Source organism: Clostridium culturomicium (assembly GCF_000821305.1).
Taxonomy (GTDB): Bacteria; Bacillota; Clostridia; order Clostridiales; family Clostridiaceae; genus Clostridium_J; species Clostridium_J culturomicium.
This window is the reverse complement of sequence record NZ_CCXK01000014.1, coordinates 564,913-581,096: the sequence shown is the minus strand read 5'-3', so window position 1 is coordinate 581,096 and position 16,184 is coordinate 564,913. Positions and strand designations below refer to the sequence as shown.

At 34.0% G+C, this 16,184-nt stretch carries 25 protein-coding genes; all 25 read left to right on the top strand.

The annotated features are described in order from the left end of the window. Positions 1 to 16 precede the first annotated feature (16 nt). The gene (gene rplF, locus BN1075_RS06705) at positions 17 to 556 is read left to right on the top strand and encodes a 50S ribosomal protein L6 (protein WP_040192289.1); all 540 of its coding nucleotides are present in this window, start codon (positions 17 to 19) and stop codon (positions 554 to 556) included. A gap of 26 nt (positions 557 to 582) precedes the next feature. Further along, positions 583 to 945 (top strand): 50S ribosomal protein L18, encoded by a 363-nt coding sequence (gene rplR / locus BN1075_RS06700; RefSeq protein ID WP_040192288.1) that lies wholly within the window; start codon positions 583 to 585, stop codon positions 943 to 945. Positions 946 to 962: 17 nt separating this feature from the next. Next, positions 963 to 1,460 (top strand): 30S ribosomal protein S5, encoded by a 498-nt coding sequence (rpsE, locus tag BN1075_RS06695; protein ID WP_040192287.1) that lies wholly within the window; start codon positions 963 to 965, stop codon positions 1,458 to 1,460. A 12-nt stretch (positions 1,461 to 1,472) separates the two neighbouring features. After that, positions 1,473 to 1,652, top strand: a complete 180-nt coding sequence (rpmD, locus tag BN1075_RS06690) for a 50S ribosomal protein L30 (protein WP_040192286.1) — start codon at positions 1,473 to 1,475, stop codon at positions 1,650 to 1,652. A gap of 18 nt (positions 1,653 to 1,670) precedes the next feature. Continuing rightward, positions 1,671 to 2,111 carry a 50S ribosomal protein L15 gene (rplO, locus tag BN1075_RS06685; protein WP_040192285.1) on the top strand — a complete coding sequence of 147 codons (441 nt, stop codon included), beginning with the start codon at positions 1,671 to 1,673 and terminating at the stop codon, positions 2,109 to 2,111. A 1-nt stretch (position 2,112) separates the two neighbouring features. Then, complete coding sequence (gene secY / locus BN1075_RS06680) at positions 2,113 to 3,393, top strand: preprotein translocase subunit SecY (RefSeq protein ID WP_040192284.1); 1,281 nt, start codon at positions 2,113 to 2,115, stop codon at positions 3,391 to 3,393. A 24-nt stretch (positions 3,394 to 3,417) separates the two neighbouring features. Beyond that, entirely contained in the window at positions 3,418 to 4,062 is a 645-nt protein-coding gene (locus BN1075_RS06675; protein ID WP_040192283.1) for an adenylate kinase, read from the top strand. A 7-nt stretch (positions 4,063 to 4,069) separates the two neighbouring features. Then, positions 4,070 to 4,813 carry a type I methionyl aminopeptidase gene (gene map / locus BN1075_RS06670; RefSeq protein WP_040192281.1) on the top strand — a complete coding sequence of 248 codons (744 nt, stop codon included), beginning with the start codon at positions 4,070 to 4,072 and terminating at the stop codon, positions 4,811 to 4,813. A gap of 31 nt (positions 4,814 to 4,844) precedes the next feature. After that, positions 4,845 to 5,108 carry a KOW domain-containing RNA-binding protein gene (locus BN1075_RS06665; RefSeq protein WP_235777763.1) on the top strand — a complete coding sequence of 88 codons (264 nt, stop codon included), beginning with the start codon at positions 4,845 to 4,847 and terminating at the stop codon, positions 5,106 to 5,108. Positions 5,109 to 5,116: 8 nt separating this feature from the next. Further along, complete coding sequence (gene infA, locus BN1075_RS06660) at positions 5,117 to 5,335, top strand: translation initiation factor IF-1 (protein ID WP_040192279.1); 219 nt, start codon at positions 5,117 to 5,119, stop codon at positions 5,333 to 5,335. 15 nt (positions 5,336 to 5,350) lie between these two features. After that, entirely contained in the window at positions 5,351 to 5,464 is a 114-nt protein-coding gene (gene rpmJ / locus BN1075_RS06655; RefSeq protein ID WP_003373491.1) for a 50S ribosomal protein L36, read from the top strand. A 45-nt stretch (positions 5,465 to 5,509) separates the two neighbouring features. After that, entirely contained in the window at positions 5,510 to 5,878 is a 369-nt protein-coding gene (rpsM, locus tag BN1075_RS06650; RefSeq protein ID WP_040192276.1) for a 30S ribosomal protein S13, read from the top strand. Positions 5,879 to 5,893: 15 nt separating this feature from the next. Then, complete coding sequence (rpsK, locus tag BN1075_RS06645; RefSeq protein ID WP_035133342.1) at positions 5,894 to 6,286, top strand: 30S ribosomal protein S11; 393 nt, start codon at positions 5,894 to 5,896, stop codon at positions 6,284 to 6,286. A 19-nt stretch (positions 6,287 to 6,305) separates the two neighbouring features. Next, positions 6,306 to 6,926: a 30S ribosomal protein S4 gene (rpsD, locus tag BN1075_RS06640; RefSeq protein ID WP_040192275.1), complete on the top strand. Its 621-nt coding sequence runs from the start codon at positions 6,306 to 6,308 to the stop codon at positions 6,924 to 6,926. 63 nt (positions 6,927 to 6,989) lie between these two features. Then, a complete protein-coding gene (locus BN1075_RS06635) occupies positions 6,990 to 7,937 on the top strand; it encodes a DNA-directed RNA polymerase subunit alpha (protein ID WP_040192274.1) in 948 nt (315 codons plus the stop codon). A 12-nt stretch (positions 7,938 to 7,949) separates the two neighbouring features. Then, positions 7,950 to 8,291, top strand: a complete 342-nt coding sequence (gene rplQ, locus BN1075_RS06630; protein WP_040192273.1) for a 50S ribosomal protein L17 — start codon at positions 7,950 to 7,952, stop codon at positions 8,289 to 8,291. A gap of 152 nt (positions 8,292 to 8,443) precedes the next feature. Then, positions 8,444 to 9,286: an energy-coupling factor transporter ATPase gene (locus BN1075_RS06625; RefSeq protein ID WP_040192425.1), complete on the top strand. Its 843-nt coding sequence runs from the start codon at positions 8,444 to 8,446 to the stop codon at positions 9,284 to 9,286. Continuing rightward, the gene (locus tag BN1075_RS06620) at positions 9,271 to 10,125 is read left to right on the top strand and encodes an energy-coupling factor transporter ATPase (protein WP_040192272.1); all 855 of its coding nucleotides are present in this window, start codon (positions 9,271 to 9,273) and stop codon (positions 10,123 to 10,125) included. Before BN1075_RS06625 ends, BN1075_RS06620 begins: the two co-directional genes overlap by 16 nt. Positions 10,126 to 10,156: 31 nt before the next feature. Next, positions 10,157 to 10,963, top strand: coding sequence for an energy-coupling factor transporter transmembrane component T family protein (locus tag BN1075_RS06615; protein WP_040192271.1), 807 nt, complete (start codon positions 10,157 to 10,159; stop codon positions 10,961 to 10,963). Between the two features lie 18 nt (positions 10,964 to 10,981). Further along, positions 10,982 to 11,716 carry a tRNA pseudouridine(38-40) synthase TruA gene (gene truA, locus BN1075_RS06610; RefSeq protein ID WP_040192270.1) on the top strand — a complete coding sequence of 245 codons (735 nt, stop codon included), beginning with the start codon at positions 10,982 to 10,984 and terminating at the stop codon, positions 11,714 to 11,716. Between the two features lie 162 nt (positions 11,717 to 11,878). Beyond that, on the top strand, positions 11,879 to 12,313 hold the full coding sequence (gene rplM, locus BN1075_RS06605; RefSeq protein WP_040192269.1) for a 50S ribosomal protein L13: 435 nt from the start codon (positions 11,879 to 11,881) through the stop codon (positions 12,311 to 12,313). A gap of 31 nt (positions 12,314 to 12,344) precedes the next feature. Next, a complete protein-coding gene (gene rpsI, locus BN1075_RS06600) occupies positions 12,345 to 12,737 on the top strand; it encodes a 30S ribosomal protein S9 (protein ID WP_040192268.1) in 393 nt (130 codons plus the stop codon). A gap of 195 nt (positions 12,738 to 12,932) precedes the next feature. Continuing rightward, entirely contained in the window at positions 12,933 to 13,151 is a 219-nt protein-coding gene (locus BN1075_RS06595; protein WP_040192267.1) for a DUF3892 domain-containing protein, read from the top strand. Positions 13,152 to 13,517: 366 nt separating this feature from the next. After that, positions 13,518 to 14,093 carry a TetR/AcrR family transcriptional regulator gene (locus BN1075_RS06590; protein WP_040192266.1) on the top strand — a complete coding sequence of 192 codons (576 nt, stop codon included), beginning with the start codon at positions 13,518 to 13,520 and terminating at the stop codon, positions 14,091 to 14,093. A 137-nt stretch (positions 14,094 to 14,230) separates the two neighbouring features. Beyond that, positions 14,231 to 16,006, top strand: coding sequence for an oleate hydratase (locus tag BN1075_RS06585; RefSeq protein WP_040192265.1), 1,776 nt, complete (start codon positions 14,231 to 14,233; stop codon positions 16,004 to 16,006). Positions 16,007 to 16,184: the final 178 nt, after the last annotated feature.

Genomic DNA, 16,184 nt, shown 5'->3' with positions numbered 1-16,184 from the left:
ACAAGGAGGTGCGATTATGTCAAGAGTAGGAAGACTTCCAATAGCTATACCAGCAGGTGTAACTGTTACAGTAACACCAGACAACGTTGTTACAGTTAAGGGACCAAAAGGTGAATTAACTAAAGCGATGTCTAAAGAGATAAGCATAGCTATAGAAGAAAATCAAGTGGTTGTTACAAGACCAAGCGACGTGAAAGAACATAGAGCTCTACACGGATTAACTAGAGCATTAATAAACAACATGGTAGTAGGAGTAACTAATGGATTTGCTAAGACATTACAATTAATTGGTGTTGGTTATAGAGCAACAGCTAAAGGTAAAGGCTTAACATTAAACTTAGGATTCTCACATCCAGTTGAAATAGAAGCAGTAGAAGGAATTACATTTGAACTTCCAGATTCTACAACAGTAGTAGTAAGAGGAATCGACAAGGAATTAGTTGGTGCGGTTGCAGCTGACATAAGAACTTGGAGAAAACCTGAGCCTTATAAAGGAAAAGGTATTAAGTACTCTGACGAAGTTATCAGACGTAAAGAAGGTAAGACTGGTAAATAATAGCTATTAGGAAAGGAGAGAATTTCATGTTCAATAAAGCTGATAGAAAACTATCAAGAGCTAAGCGTCACTTAAGAGTTCGTAAGAAAATTACTGGAACTGCTGAAAGACCAAGACTTGCAGTATTCAGAAGTGAAAAGAATATATACGCTCAAATAATTGATGACGTAGCTGGAAGAACATTAGTTGCTGCATCTAGCTTAGATAAAGAATTTGCTGGAAAAGCTGGAAGTAACAAAGAAGCTGCTAAATTAGTAGGAGAATCAGTTGCTAAAAAAGCTATCGCAGCAGGAATAACTGAAATAGTATTCGACAGAGGTGGTTATGTATACCACGGAAGAGTACAAATGCTTGCTGAAGGCGCAAGAGAAGCAGGACTTAAATTCTAAAAAAAGGAGGTATACACATGAGAATAGATCCTAGCACACTTGATCTTAAAGAGAAAGTTGTACACATAAATAGAGTTGCTAAGGTTGTTAAAGGTGGTAGAAACTTCAGATTCAGCGCACTAGTAGTTGTTGGTGACGAAAACGGACACGTTGGTGTTGGAATGGGTAAGTCTATCGAAATACCTGAAGCAATCAGAAAAGGTATCGAAGATGCTAAAAAGAACATCGTTAAAGTTGAATTAGCAGGAACTACAGTTCCTCATACAATCGATGGTAAATTCGGAACTGGTACTGTTCACATAATGCCAGCTTCTGAAGGTACAGGAGTTATCGCTGGAGGTCCAGCAAGAGCAGTACTTGAGCTTGCAGGATTAAAGGACGTTAGAGCTAAATCATTAGGTTCAAACAACCCAAGAAACATGGTTAGCGCTACAATAGATGGATTATCAAGACTAAGAACAGCAGAGCAAGTTGCAAAACTAAGAGGCAAAACTGTTGAAGAGATACTAGGATAGGAGGGGAATACCTTGGCTAAAGTTAAAATAACATTAGTAAAGAGTTTAATTGGTAGAAAGAAAGATCACATTGCTACTGTTGAGGCTCTTGGATTAAGAAAGATAGGAAAAACTGTTGAGCACGAGGAGACTCCTCAGATCAGAGGCATGATAAATAAAGTTAGTTATCTACTTAAAGTAGAAGAAGCTTAAACTAAGGAGGTGTAAATTATGAGACTTCATGAGTTAAGACCTGCAGAAGGTGCTAAAAAATCTCCTAAAAGAATCGGTAGAGGTGCTGGTTCAGGTTGGGGTAAAACAGCTGGAAAAGGTCAAAAAGGACAAAACTCAAGATCAGGCGGTGGAGTAAGACCTGGATTTGAGGGAGGCCAAATGCCTTTATACAGAAGATTACCTAAGAGAGGTTTCACAAATATATTCGCTAAAGAATATACTTGTATAAATGTAGATAGACTTAACATATTCGAAGATGGCACAGAAGTTACTCCAGAGTTACTTCGTGAAATGGGTATGGCTAAGAGAGTAAACGATGGGATAAAGATTCTTGGAAATGGAAACATTGAAAAGAAATTAACTGTTAAAGCTAATAAAATTTCCAAGGCTGCAGCAGAAAAGATAGAAGCAGCAGGAGGAAAAGTTGAGGTGATATAAAATGTTATCAACCCTACGAAATGCTTGGAGAGTCCCAGAGTTAAGAAGAAGAATACTATTTACTTTAATGATAGTAGCGATTTTTAGGATGGGAATCTTTATTCCAGTACCAGGCGTAGATGCTAGTAAAGTTGCTACTTTAGTTGGAGATTCAGGATCATTATTGAGCTTTTATGATATGATAGCAGGAGGTGCCTTCAGTAAATTTAGTATATTTGCTCTAGGAGTTACACCATACATTAATGCTTCGATTATAATTCAATTGCTAACAGTAGCAATTCCATACTTAGAAGAACTTTCTAAAGAAGGTCAAGATGGCAGAAAGAAAATTCAAAACTATACAAAGTATGCAGCAATGGTATTTGCACTAATACAAGGATATGCATCTTATGTATTAATCAAAAATTCAGGAGCCATTTTAATAGATGGTACTTTTGGATTACTACTAATACTTTTAACAATGATTACAGGTACAATGTTATTAGTTTGGATAGGCGAGCAAATCTCAACTCGAGGAATTGGAAGTGGAGTTTCGGTAATTATATTTGTTAATATAATTTCGTCACTGCCAACTACAGGTTATCAAATAGCAGGACTTCTTCAATCAAATAGAGTTAGCTTAGTAGAGGTTGTAATATTCGTAGCAGTAGCTTTAGCTTTATTAGTAACAGTAGTTGTTATAAACTTAGCAGAAAGAAGAATTCCAGTTCAGTATGCAGGAAAGGCAGTAGGAAGAAAAGTTGTGAAGAGCCAATCATCTCACATTCCAATTAGCTTAAACTCTTCTGGAGTTATGGCTATCATCTTTGGTATGTCAGTGATGCAATTCCCAACGGTTATTGCTCAAATATGGCCTAATTCTTCCTTCGCTAAATTTGTTACAAGTAGCCCTTGGAGCATATTCCAACAGAATACATTGAAATATGTAGTAGCATATTTCTTACTAATATTATTCTTTGCTTGGTTCTATACTATAATTACTTTCAAGCCAGATGAGATGGCTGAAAATATGAATAAATCATCAGGATTTATTCCAGGTATTAGACCAGGAGAGAAAACAGCAGCATACTTAGAAAAGATATTAACTAGAATATCACTTTTAGGTGGAACCTTTGCAGCTATTATAGCAGTAGTTCCTATACTTGCAGCTATATTCACAAATTTTCAAGGCATTTCATTCGGTGGAACTAGTTTGTTAATTTTAGTAGGAGTATCATTAGATACTATGAAACAATTAGAATCTCAACTGGTAATGAGACACTATGAAGGGTTCCTTAAATAAAATACTTAGTTGGAGTTGATACTAGTGAAGATTGTTTTATTAGGTCCTCCTGGAGCCGGTAAAGGAACACAGGCAAAGTCAATCTCTAATAAATACTCTGTACCACATATATCTACAGGAGATATTTTTAGATACAATATTTCTAATGGAACTCCATTAGGCATTGAAGCTAAAAAATACTTAGATAAGGGTCATTTAGTACCAGATGAATTAACCATCGACATTATAAAAGACAGGTTAAAACAGGATGACTGTAAAAACGGTTTTTTACTAGATGGCTACCCAAGAACTGTTAATCAAGCAGAAGCCTTAGAAACTTTACTTGAAGGCCTAGGTACAAAACTTGACACAGCTCTACTAATAAAGGTTCCAAAGAGTTTTATTATAGATAGAATGACAGGAAGACGTGTATGTAAAGCTTGCGGAGCAAGTTATCATGTTCAGTTTAATCCTACTAAAACAGAGGGCGTATGCGACCTTTGTGGAGGAGAAACTTATCAAAGAGCAGATGATAATGAAGCTACAGTAAGCGAAAGACTTGAAATATATGATGCACAAACACAACCGTTAATAGAGTATTATTCAAATAAGAATCTTTTAACGGAAGTTGATGGCACTCAAACTATTGAAAAAGTTTTTGAAGATATCGTAGATATCTTAGGAGCGTAAAATAGTTATGAAAGTTAAGAGTGACACAGAACTAGAATATATGAGAAGTGCTGGTAAGGTTGTTGCCGAAACCCTAGCAATGATAGAGAAGGTAATTAAACCTGGAATAACAACAGGTGAACTTGATAGACTTGCAGAAGAATTTATCAGATCACAGGGTGCTATTCCATCCTTCAAAGGATATGGAGGTTTTCCAGGATCCTTATGCACATCAGTTAATGAGGTTGTAATACATGGTATTCCTGGTAACAGGGTGCTTGTTGAAGGAGATATTATAAGCGTTGATTGTGGAGCTATACTTAATGGCTATCACGGAGATGCTGCACGAACTTTTCCAGTAGGGTGTATTTCTAAAGAAGCACAACATTTAATAAATGTCACTAAAGAATCTTTCTTTAAGGGCATTGAAAAGGCCGTAGTAGGAAATAGACTTACTGATATATCAGCTGCGATACAAAAGTATGCTGAAAGCTATGGATATTCTGTGGTTAGGGATTTTGTTGGACACGGTATAGGAACTTCTATGCATGAAGATCCGCAGGTTCCTAATTACGGCACTGCTGGCCGGGGCCCTAAGTTAGTACACGGTGTAGTACTTGCAATTGAACCTATGATAAATATGGGAAATTATAAAGTTAAAATCATGCCAGATGGTTGGACTGTAGTAACGACTGATGGAAAGTTGTCTGCCCATTATGAAAATACTATAGCAATAACTAATTCTGGAGTAGAAATACTAACTTTGAGCTAATGAGGTGACTAGCGTGGATGAGCATAACCTTTTGGGAAAGGTAGTACATTCAAAATCAGGAAGAGATAAAGGAAAATACTTTATCATAATTGGTATAATAGACGCTGAGTATGTCTATATTTCAGATGGAGACCTTAGAAAAATTGAAAAGCCTAAGAAAAAGAAACTTAAGCATTTAGGATTCACAAATCTTATGGCTGACGAGATTAGAGAAGCTATCCTATCTGATGGAAGGATCAGCAATTCTAAGATACGTAAATTTTTGCAGGTTGAAGATATAATAGAGGAGGTTTGATTACCCTTATGTCAAAAGATGATATAATCGAAATGCAAGGTGTGGTAATAGATACATTACCTAATGCAACATTTCAAGTTGAATTAGAGAGTGGACACAAGATACTTGCTCATATTTCTGGAAAATTAAGAATGAATTTTATTAGAATTTTACCAGGCGATAAGGTTACAGTAGAACTTTCTCCATATGATTTGACTCGTGGGAGAATAACTTGGAGAGATAAGTAATAAGGAGGGTTAGCTATGAAAGTAAGACCATCAGTTAAACCTATATGTGAAAAATGTAAAGTTATAAAAAGAAAAGGAAGAGTAATGGTTATCTGTGAAAATCCTAAACATAAACAAAAACAAGGTTAATAGATAATAAAGTGAGTAGAAATACTTAGGAGGTGTAGATCGTAGATGGCAAGAATAGCAGGTGTTGACTTACCAAAAGAGAAAAGAGTTGAAGTAGGTCTAACTTATATATACGGTATCGGATTACCAAAATCTCAAGAAATACTTGCAGCTACAGGAATAAATCCGGACACAAGAATTAAGGATTTAACTGAAGATGAAGTAAATGCTATAAGAGATTATGTAAACAAAAACCTAGAGGTTGAAGGTGACCTAAGAAGAAAAATAGCTCTAGACATCAAGAGACTTAAAGATGTTGGATGCTACAGAGGAATGAGACATAGAAAAGGACTTCCAGTTAGAGGTCAAAAGACTAAAACTAACGCAAGAACAAGAAAAGGTCCTAAGAAGACTATAGCAGGTAAGAAGAAATAGTAAGGAGGGAATATCATGGCTCAAAAGAAAGTTAGAAGTAGAAGAAAAAAAGAGAGAAAAAATGTTGAGCACGGTGCTGCACACATTAAATCTACTTTCAATAATTCCATCGTTACGCTTACTGATGCAGCAGGAAATGCATTATCATGGGCAAGTGCTGGTGGATTAGGATTTAGAGGATCAAGAAAAAGTACTCCATTCGCAGCTCAAATGGCAGCAGAAACTGCAGCTAAAGCAGCAATGGAACATGGCTTAAAGAGTATTGAAGTTTACGTAAAAGGACCAGGAGCTGGTAGAGAAGCAGCAATCAGATCTCTTCAAGCAGCTGGATTAGAGGTTACTTTAATAAAAGACGTAACTCCAATTCCACACAATGGTTGTAGACCACCAAAAAGAAGAAGAGTTTAATTAACAGGAGGTGTAATTAATGGCAAGATATACTGGAGCTAAATGCAGACTTTGTAGAAGAGAAGGTCTAAAGCTTAACCTTAAAGGTGACAGATGTTTCACTGAGAAATGTGCTTTCGCTAGAAGAGGTTATGCACCAGGTCAACACGGACAAAGCAGAAAGAAAATGTCAAACTATGGAACTCAATTAAGAGAAAAGCAAAAAGCTAAGAGAATCTATGGAGTTCTAGAAGGACAATTTAGAAAATACTATGAGAAAGCTGAAAAGCAAAGAGGAATCACAGGTGAAAACCTATTAAGATTACTAGAATTAAGATTAGACAACGTTGTTTACAGATTAGGATACGGAAGCTCAAGAGTTGAGGCTAGACAATTAGTAAACCACGGACACTTCTTAGTTAATGGTAAAAAAGTTGATATTGCATCATACACAGTTAAAGCTGGAGATGTTGTATCAGTAAGAGAAAAAAGCAGATCTTCTGAGAAATTCAAAGTATTTGCTGAAAATCCAAAAACATTACCAAATTGGTTAGAAGGAAATGTTGAATCATTTGAAGGTAAAGTAGTAGCTCTACCTGCAAGAGAAGACATAGACGTTCCTGTTAACGAAACATTAATCGTAGAGTTATACAGCAAGTAGTCAATAATGTAATCAGTTGCCCTCGATATATTAAAACCACTAAATTTAGAAGGAGGGTTATATATGTTAGAAATAGAAAAGCCAAAAATAGAATGTGTTGAAACCGCTGAAAATGGTACATATGGCAAATTTGTTGTTGAACCATTAGAAAGAGGTTATGGAATAACTTTAGGTAATGCATTAAGAAGAATTCTTCTTTCTTCACTACCTGGAGTTGCTGCTAATTCGATTAAAATTGATGGTGTACTACATGAATTTTCAACAATTCATGGAGTTAAAGAAGATGTTTCAGAGTTAATCCTTAATATAAAAGGATTAGCCCTTAAAATGTCTGGAGAAGGCCAAAGAACAATTTATATTGATGCTGAAGGCCCTGGCGTTGTTACTGGTGCAGATATAAAAACTGACAGTGACGTAGAAGTTATAAGCAAAGATCTTCATATTGCTACACTTGATGAGGGTGGTAAGCTATATATGGAGATTAATATAAGTAATGGTAGAGGTTATGTTTCTCAAAACAAGAACAAAACTGATGACAAACCATTATCTACTATTCCAGTAGATTCTATCTATACTCCAGTTAAAAGAGTTAACTTCACAGTTGAAAATACTAGAGTAGGACAAATCACAGATTACGATAAATTAACTATAGAAATTTGGACTAATGGAACAATTAGACCTGATGAAGCGATTGGTTTATCAGCTAAGATTCTTATCGAACACTTCAAATTATTCATGACATTAACTGATCATGCAGATAATGTTGAAATCATGATAGAAAAAGAAGAAGATAAGAAAGAAAAAGTTCTAGAAATGACTATAGAAGAACTTGATTTATCTGTTAGAAGCTTTAACTGCTTAAAGAGAGCTGGTATAAACACAGTTCAAGAATTAACAGAGAAATCAATGGATGACATGATGAAGGTGAGAAACCTAGGTAAGAAATCTCTTGAAGAGGTTGAGCAAAAGCTTGAAGGCTTAGGATTAAATTTCAAACCTAGCGAAGAGTAAGGAGGTATAGATATGGCACAGCAACGTAAGTTAGGACGTCCAACTGATCAGAGAATAGCAATGCTTAGAGCTCTTACTACTAGCTTTTTAAAGCACGGTAGAATTGAAACTACTGAAGCTAGAGCTAAAGAAACTAAGAGATTAGCAGAAAAAATGATCACTCTTGCTAAAAGAGGAGATCTTCATGCTAGAAGACAAGTACTTGCATTTATTACAGAAGAGGACGTTGTTAAGAACTTGTTTGATAACGTAGCTCCAAAATACGCTGAGAGAAATGGTGGATACACTAGAATCTTAAAGATGGGCCCAAGAAGAGGCGACGGAGCAGAGGTTGTAATATTAGAATTAGTATAATAACTCAAGGGGATTAAGTAAGGCTAACTTAGTCCCCGTTTTGTTATATCATTTTAACTTTAAGTAGGAACTCTCTAATGGAGGGATGGTAGATGAAGACTAATAATAACTTAAAAGACGATCAAATAATAATGGATGATAAAACCAATAAAATGGTACCAGAAATCATTAGTGAAAACTTAAAATTTTGTTATCCACCAGATAGTGAAGGCAATATTAAGGTTGCCATTGATGGGGTTGATATAACTATAAATAAAGGTGAATTTGTAGTTGTATTAGGTCACAATGGTTCAGGTAAATCTACTTTTGCTAAGCATATAAATGGATTATTAGTACCTACTGAGGGAAAAGTAATTGTGGCTGGCTATGATACCAGTGTAGATGAGAATATATGGGAAGTTAGAAGCAAAGCAGGAATGGTATTCCAAAATCCAGATAACCAAATTGTTGCAACTATTGTTGAGGAAGATGTAGCTTTTGGACCAGAGAATTTAGGGGTTGAGCCTAAGGAAATAAGAAAAAGAGTTGATGAAGCCCTTGAAAGAGTTAACATGTCTGAATATAAAAAGCATGGACCACATCTTTTATCAGGTGGACAAAAGCAGAGAGTCGCTATAGCTGGGATACTAGCAATGATGCCTGAATGTATAGTACTTGATGAACCAACAGCAATGTTAGATCCTTCAGGAAGAAAAGAGGTTGTAGAAACTATCCTTGATTTAAATAAAAATCACGGGATAACTATAGTATTTATAACTCACTTTATGGAAGAAGCAGTTAAAGCTGATAGAATCTATGTTATGGATCAAGGTAAAGTAATTGTAGATGGAACACCAAGAGAAGTATTTAAAAATGTGGAGGTAATGAAGAACTTAGGTTTAGATGTACCACAGATGACAGAATTGGCTTATGAATTAAGTAAATCAGGTGTTAATATTAAAACAGATGTATTAACTATAGATGAGATGGTGAATGAATTATGTCAATTAAAATAGAAAATTTAACTCACATATATATGCAGGGAACTCCTTTTGAAAAGACTGCTTTAGATAAGGTATCTATAGATATAAATGATGGAGAATTTGTAGCTTTAATTGGTCACACAGGCTCAGGAAAATCAACTTTAATTCAACATATGAATGGATTATTGAAACCAAGCAGTGGAAGAATAGTTGTTGATGGTGTAGATATCACAGCAGAAGGAGTTAAACTTACAGACATAAGAAAAAAAGTAGGATTAGTTTTTCAATATGCGGAGTATCAGTTGTTTGAAGAAACTATAGAAGCTGATATAATGTTTGGTCCTAGAAATCTTGGATTAACTGAAGACGAAATTTTATCTAGAACTAAAAAGGCTATGGAAATGGTAGGTCTTGATTATGAGACTTATAAAAATAAATCTCCATTTGATATAAGTGGAGGACAAAAGAGAAGAGTAGCAATAGCAGGGGTTGTTGCTATGGAGCCAAAGGTTCTTATATTAGATGAGCCTACAGCTGGGTTAGACCCAAAGGGAAGAGACGAAATATTAGGAGAACTTCAGAAGCTACACAAGACATATAATATGACTATTATCCTTGTATCTCATAGTATGGAGGATGTTGCTAAGGTAGCAGATAAAATCTTTGTTATGGATGAAGGTAAGTGTGTTTTAAATGGAACACCTAAAGAAGTATTTAAAGAAGTTGAGACTTTAGAAAAAGTTGGTCTTGGAGTACCTCAGGTTACATATCTTATGAGAGAATTAAATAAAATTGGATTTAAGTTACCTGATGATATTTTTACATTAGAACAAGCAAAAAAAGAGCTGCTTAAGATAATAGGAAAGCAATAAGCTCCTTTTACACAGCTTTGGAGGAGTAAAGATGATTAAAGATATTACAATAGGACAATATATACCAGGGGATTCATTCGTTCATAAGTTAGATGCCAGAGTAAAGATATTACTTTCTATATTATTTATAGTCGATCTATTTTTAATAAATGACTTCACAGGTTATATTGTAATTTTTGCATTTGTATTTTTGGCTATTAAGATCTCTAAGATAAAATTTAAATATATTTATAAGGGATTAAAGCCTATTTTTATATTAATGTTAATAACGGCTCTATTTAATCTATTCCTTACAAGAGGAACAGGAGAGCCTCTATTTCAATGGTGGATTATAAAGATATATGCAGAAGGTATAAGAACCGCTGTATTTATGGTATTAAGGCTTATATTCCTTATTATAGGGACTTCTTTATTAACCCTTACTACTTCACCAATTGAATTGACAGATGGTATAGAAAAGCTTTTAGGGCCATTTAAAAAGATTGGAGTACCAGCTCATGAACTTGCCATGATGATGACTATAGCATTAAGATTTATTCCAACACTTATGGATGAAACAGACAAGATAATGAAGGCTCAAAAGGCAAGAGGAGCAGACTTTGAAACAGGAAGTATTATAAAAAGAGCTAAAAGTTTAATTCCACTTTTAGTACCTCTATTTATAAGTTCATTTAGACGTGCCGATGAACTTGCAATGGCAATGGAAGCTAGATGTTATAGAGGTGGAACTGGAAGAACTAGAATGAAAATCCTTAAGGTTACATCTAAGGATTATGTAGCAACAGCAGTCATGTTTGGATTAACAGGAATAATTATAGCTATGAGAATTTGGCTATAATTGAGGAAGATGATATTTATGAGAAATATTAAGTTAACACTAGAATATGATGGAACTAATTATTTAGGATGGCAGAAGCAGCCTAAAGGAATTACTGTTCAAGGAGCTGTTGAAGAAGCTCTAAGTAAATTAACGAAAGAAGAAGCAAGCATCATTGGATGCAGCAGGACAGACAGCAAGGTTCATGCTAAGAGATATGTATGTAATTTCACGACTAAAAGCAGGATTCCAGCGGAAAGTTTTCGGGAAGCATTGAATTTTCATCTTCCAGAGGATATTGCAGTTATAGATTCAGCAGAGGTAGATGAATCATTTCATGCTAGATACAACTGTGTAGGAAAGATGTATTCTTATACTATTGTGAATACGAAAAGCAGGATGCCCATGTGCAGAAATTTTGCATATCATGTTAAGCATGAATTAAATATAGATAGAATGAAAGAAGCAGCAGAATTTTTTGTTGGTACTCATGATTTTGAAGCTTTTAGAAATTTAGGAAGCTCAGTGAAAACCACAGTAAGAACAATAACTAAATTAGAAGTTGTGCAAGAAAATGAATATATAAAAATTTATATAGCTGCTGATGGATTTTTATATAATATGGTAAGAATTATAGTAGGAACATTAATTGATGTTGGAATTGGCAAAAAAGAGCCGTCTGATATTAAAATAATACTGGAAAGCAAAGAACGCAAAAGAGCGGGAAAAACTTGTCCACCACAAGGGTTGTGCTTATTTGAAGTTTATTATTAATAATAATAAAATGTGTTGACACACCCGGTAAATTGTATTATAATAAATTTTGTTCGTATAATTCGTATAGAATAATGATGAAATAAAATTTGTGAGTAAGATCCAATGGCCCCGGATCTTTATCATATATTATTATTTGTTAAAAATCAGGGAGGTAATCAAATGAAATCATACTTAGCTAAACCAGGCGAAATTCAAAAAAAATGGTATGTTGTTGACGTTGAAGGAATGACTTTAGGTAGAGCAGCAAGCCAAATCGCTTCTATATTAAGAGGTAAAAATAAACCAGAATTTACTCCAAACGTTGATTGTGGAGATTACGTAATAGTTGTTAACGCAGAGAAAATCGTTTTAACAGGTAAGAAATTAGATCAAAAAATGTTAAGACATCACTCTTTATATCCAGGCGGATTAAAAGAGACACCTTACAGAGAAGCTTTAGCTAAAAAGCCAGAGTTCGTTTTCGAAGAAGCTGTAAGAAGAATGCTTCCAAAAGGAGTTCTTGGAAGACAAATGGCTAAGAAGCTAACTGTTTACAGAGGAGCAGAGCACAATAACCACGCTCAAAAACCAGAAGTATTAGAGTTAAAATACTAATAAATAGTATTATTGTAAGGAGGAATAAACAATGGCAAAAGTTCAACATTTTGGAACAGGTAGAAGAAAGAAATCAGTTGCTAGAGTAAGACTTGTACCAGGCGAAGGTAAAGTTGTAATAAATAAAAGAGATATGGATAACTACTTTGGATTAGATACTTTAAAATATGTAGTTAACCAACCATTAGTTTTAACTGGAACTAAAGATAAATTCGACGTTTTAGTTAATGTTCACGGTGGTGGATACACAGGTCAAGCTGGAGCTATCAGACACGGAATCTCTAGAGCTTTATTAAAAGCTGACGAGAGCTTAAGACCAGAACTTAAAAAAGCTGGATTCTTAACAAGAGACCCAAGAATGAAAGAAAGAAAGAAATACGGTCTTAAGAAAGCTAGAAGAGCTTCTCAGTTCTCTAAGAGATAATATTTCGATCAGAAACATATTTATACAAACCTTGGAATTTTATAGTTCCAAGGTTTTTTTATATTTTTGTATTATATTTTAGTTTTTGAAGATAATATATACAAGCATAGTTAACTTCTAGGATTAAGTTAGTTATGCTAAAAGATTTAATACCGTGAAGGGGTTACGAATACTTAGGAAAGAAGGAAATCAATTATGACTAGAATAATTGCCACTAAAAGAGATGAAGAGGATAGAATTATTGCTTATCAAACAGAAGATGGGAAAGTACTAGATCATAACCAGTGCTTGGCTGGAATTAAGTCAGGAGAAATTGAAGGACTTCAAACCTTCACCAATAGAGCTGGTGAAGAAAGTATAAAAAGTAAAAGAGGCGAAGATAACTATTCATTAAAAGATTTACCACAATTATAATTTAAGAGTTAAGGCTATGTGCTTAAGCGCATAGCCTTTGTGTTTTATTGGATGCTAATAAAACTACTTAATCATTATATAAATAAGATATAGTTAGTTGGAAATCATGAAGTGTTAATGAAACATATTAATAATGTGTATGAGAAGTTAAGGCATGCTCAAACATAAATATTATACAGAAGGTTAAGCAAAATGTAAAAATTAACAGAGAATATAGATATGGTTATTTTTATTTGACTATAGGTCTATGGAAAGTTGTAAAGATTAAGTGAAATATTTAAGGATTTTATTATAGATAGTAAGTATTTAATGTAATATAGTGATAAAGTTATTAATATTTTTTTATAGATATTTGGAGGTATTAATATGTCACAAGTTACAAAACGAGCTTTAGAGGCTTCGTTGAAGAATATGCTTCTTAAGAAGCCTTTAGATAAAATTACAATAAACGATATTACCGATGATTGCGGGATGAATAGAATGACTTTTTATTATCATTTTAAGGATATATATGATTTAGTAGAGTGGTCTTGTGAGGAAGATGCTTCAAGAGCCTTAAATGGTAAAAAGACTTACGATACTTGGCAGCAGGGATTGCTTCAAATTTTTAATGCTGTGTTAGATAATAAACCTTTTATTATGAATGTTTATCGTTCAGTGAGCAGAGAGCAGGTAGAGCTGTATTTATATAAGATTACATATAAGCTACTGATAGATGTTGTAGAGGATCAGGCACAGGGGATGAAGGTTAAAGAAGTTGATAAGAAGTTTATTGCTAATTTTTATAAATTTGCCTTTGTTGGTTTAATGTTAGATTGGATTAAAGACGATATGAGGGAAAAGCCGGAGGATATAGTGGAGAGATTGAGTTTATTGATAGAAGGGGATGTTGCAAAAGCTTTAGATAAATATAGAATAGATAAAATTCATCATAAGGAATAAAATGATAAAAATATAAACAATAAAAGCTAGTTGATTAAAGTTTAATCAACTAGCTTTTATTGTTTATAGAAGTTATTTTTGACGAGAGTAATATATAGATAAGGAGATAATTTGATTGAAAAATGGAGGTAGATTTTATGTATTATTCAAGTGGAAATTATGAGGCATTTGCTCGTCCAGAGAAGCCAGAAGGCGTGGAACATAAATCAGCATATATTATTGGCTCAGGGTTGGCAGCTTTAACTGCAGCTTGTTATTTAGTTAGAGATGGTCAAATGAATGGAGAGCGAGTTCATATATTAGAAAAGGAGCCTATCCCAGGAGGAGCTTGTGATGGATATCTATATGAAAATTTAGGATATGTTATGCGTGGTGGTAGAGAAATGGACAACCACTTTGAAGTTATGTGGGACTTGTTCCGTTCAATCCCATCTATCGAAACTGAAGGTGTAAGTGTACTTGATGAGTATTATTGGCTAAATAAAAAAGATCCTAATTATTCACTTATGAGAGCAACAACAAATCGTGGTGAGGATGCCCATACAGATGGAAAGTTTGGATTATCAGACAAAGGTGCAATAGAGATTATGGAATTATTCTTTACACCAGATGAGAAGCTTTATGACAAGCGTATTACAGATGTATTTGATGATGAGGTTTTAAACTCAAACTTCTGGTTATATTGGAGGACTATGTTTGCTTTTGAAAACTGGCATAGTGCTTTAGAGATGAAGCTATATATTAAGAGATTTATACATCACATAGGTGGCCTTCCAGATTTTAAAGCTCTTAGATTTACAAAGTATAATCAATATGAATCAATGATTCTTCCAATGATAAAATATTTAGAGTCTTATAATGTTAAGTTTCATTACAATACTAAAGTTGTCAATGTTGAATTTGATATTAAGGGAGCTAAAAAACAAGCTTCAAGGATAGAGATAATAGCAGAAGGAAAAACAGATTATATTGATTTAACAGAGAATGATTTAATTTTTATAACTAATGGGGGGTGTGTTGAAAATTCAAGTTTAGGTAGTCAACATGCACCAGCACCATTTAATAAGGAAATTAAAGCAGGTGGAGGCTGGGATATGTGGCGTAAGATTGCAGCTCAAGATTCTGCCTTTGGTAACCCGGATAAATTCTGTTATGATCCAGAGAAAAGTAATTGGATGTCAGCTACTGTAACTACATTAGATGATAGAATACCACCATATGTAGAAAATATCTGTAAGAGAAATCCTTTTAGTGGCGGTGTTGTAACAGGAGGTATTGTAACAGTAAAGGATTCAAACTGGCTTCTTAGCTGGACCTTCAATCGTCAGCCACAATTCCGTTCACAGCCAGATGGTCAGTTAGTTGGATGGGTTTATGGATTATTTAGTGATAAACCAGGAAATTTTATTAAAAAGACTATGAGAGAATGTACAGGTAAGGAAATCTGTATGGAATGGTTATATCATCTTGGAGTACCAGTAGATCAAATAGAGGATATGGCAGAGAATAGTGCTAATACAATTCCATGTATGATGCCATACATTACAGCTTTCTTTATGCCACGTAGTGCTGGTGATAGACCATCTGTAGTACCAGAAGGAGCTGTTAACTTTGCTTTCTTAGGTCAATTTGCAGAAACCAAGAGAGATACTATATTTACTACCGAATATTCAATGCGTACAGGAATGGAAGCTGTATATACCTTATTAAATATTGATAGAGGTGTACCAGAGGTTTGGGGAAGTGTATTTGATATTCGTGATTTATTAAATGCAACAGTTCAGTTAAGAGATGGAAAGAAAATAACAGAAATGCACTTAGGAATTAAAGAAAAATTAGCCTTAAAGGAAGTTCTAAAGAAAATTCAAGGAACAGATATCGAAAAATTATTAAAGGAATATAATGTTATTTAAGCTAAGATCCCTCAGATTATTCTGGGGGATTTTTTATATAGTTTTAGGGATATTAAAAATTGAAATGCTAATGTTAAATTCATGTTAAAAAAGTTAAATTAACTTAACTTATGAGATGAATATAGTGTATTATTAATAGGGAATTTTAAGGACTTAACAATATATTTATATTTTTTAT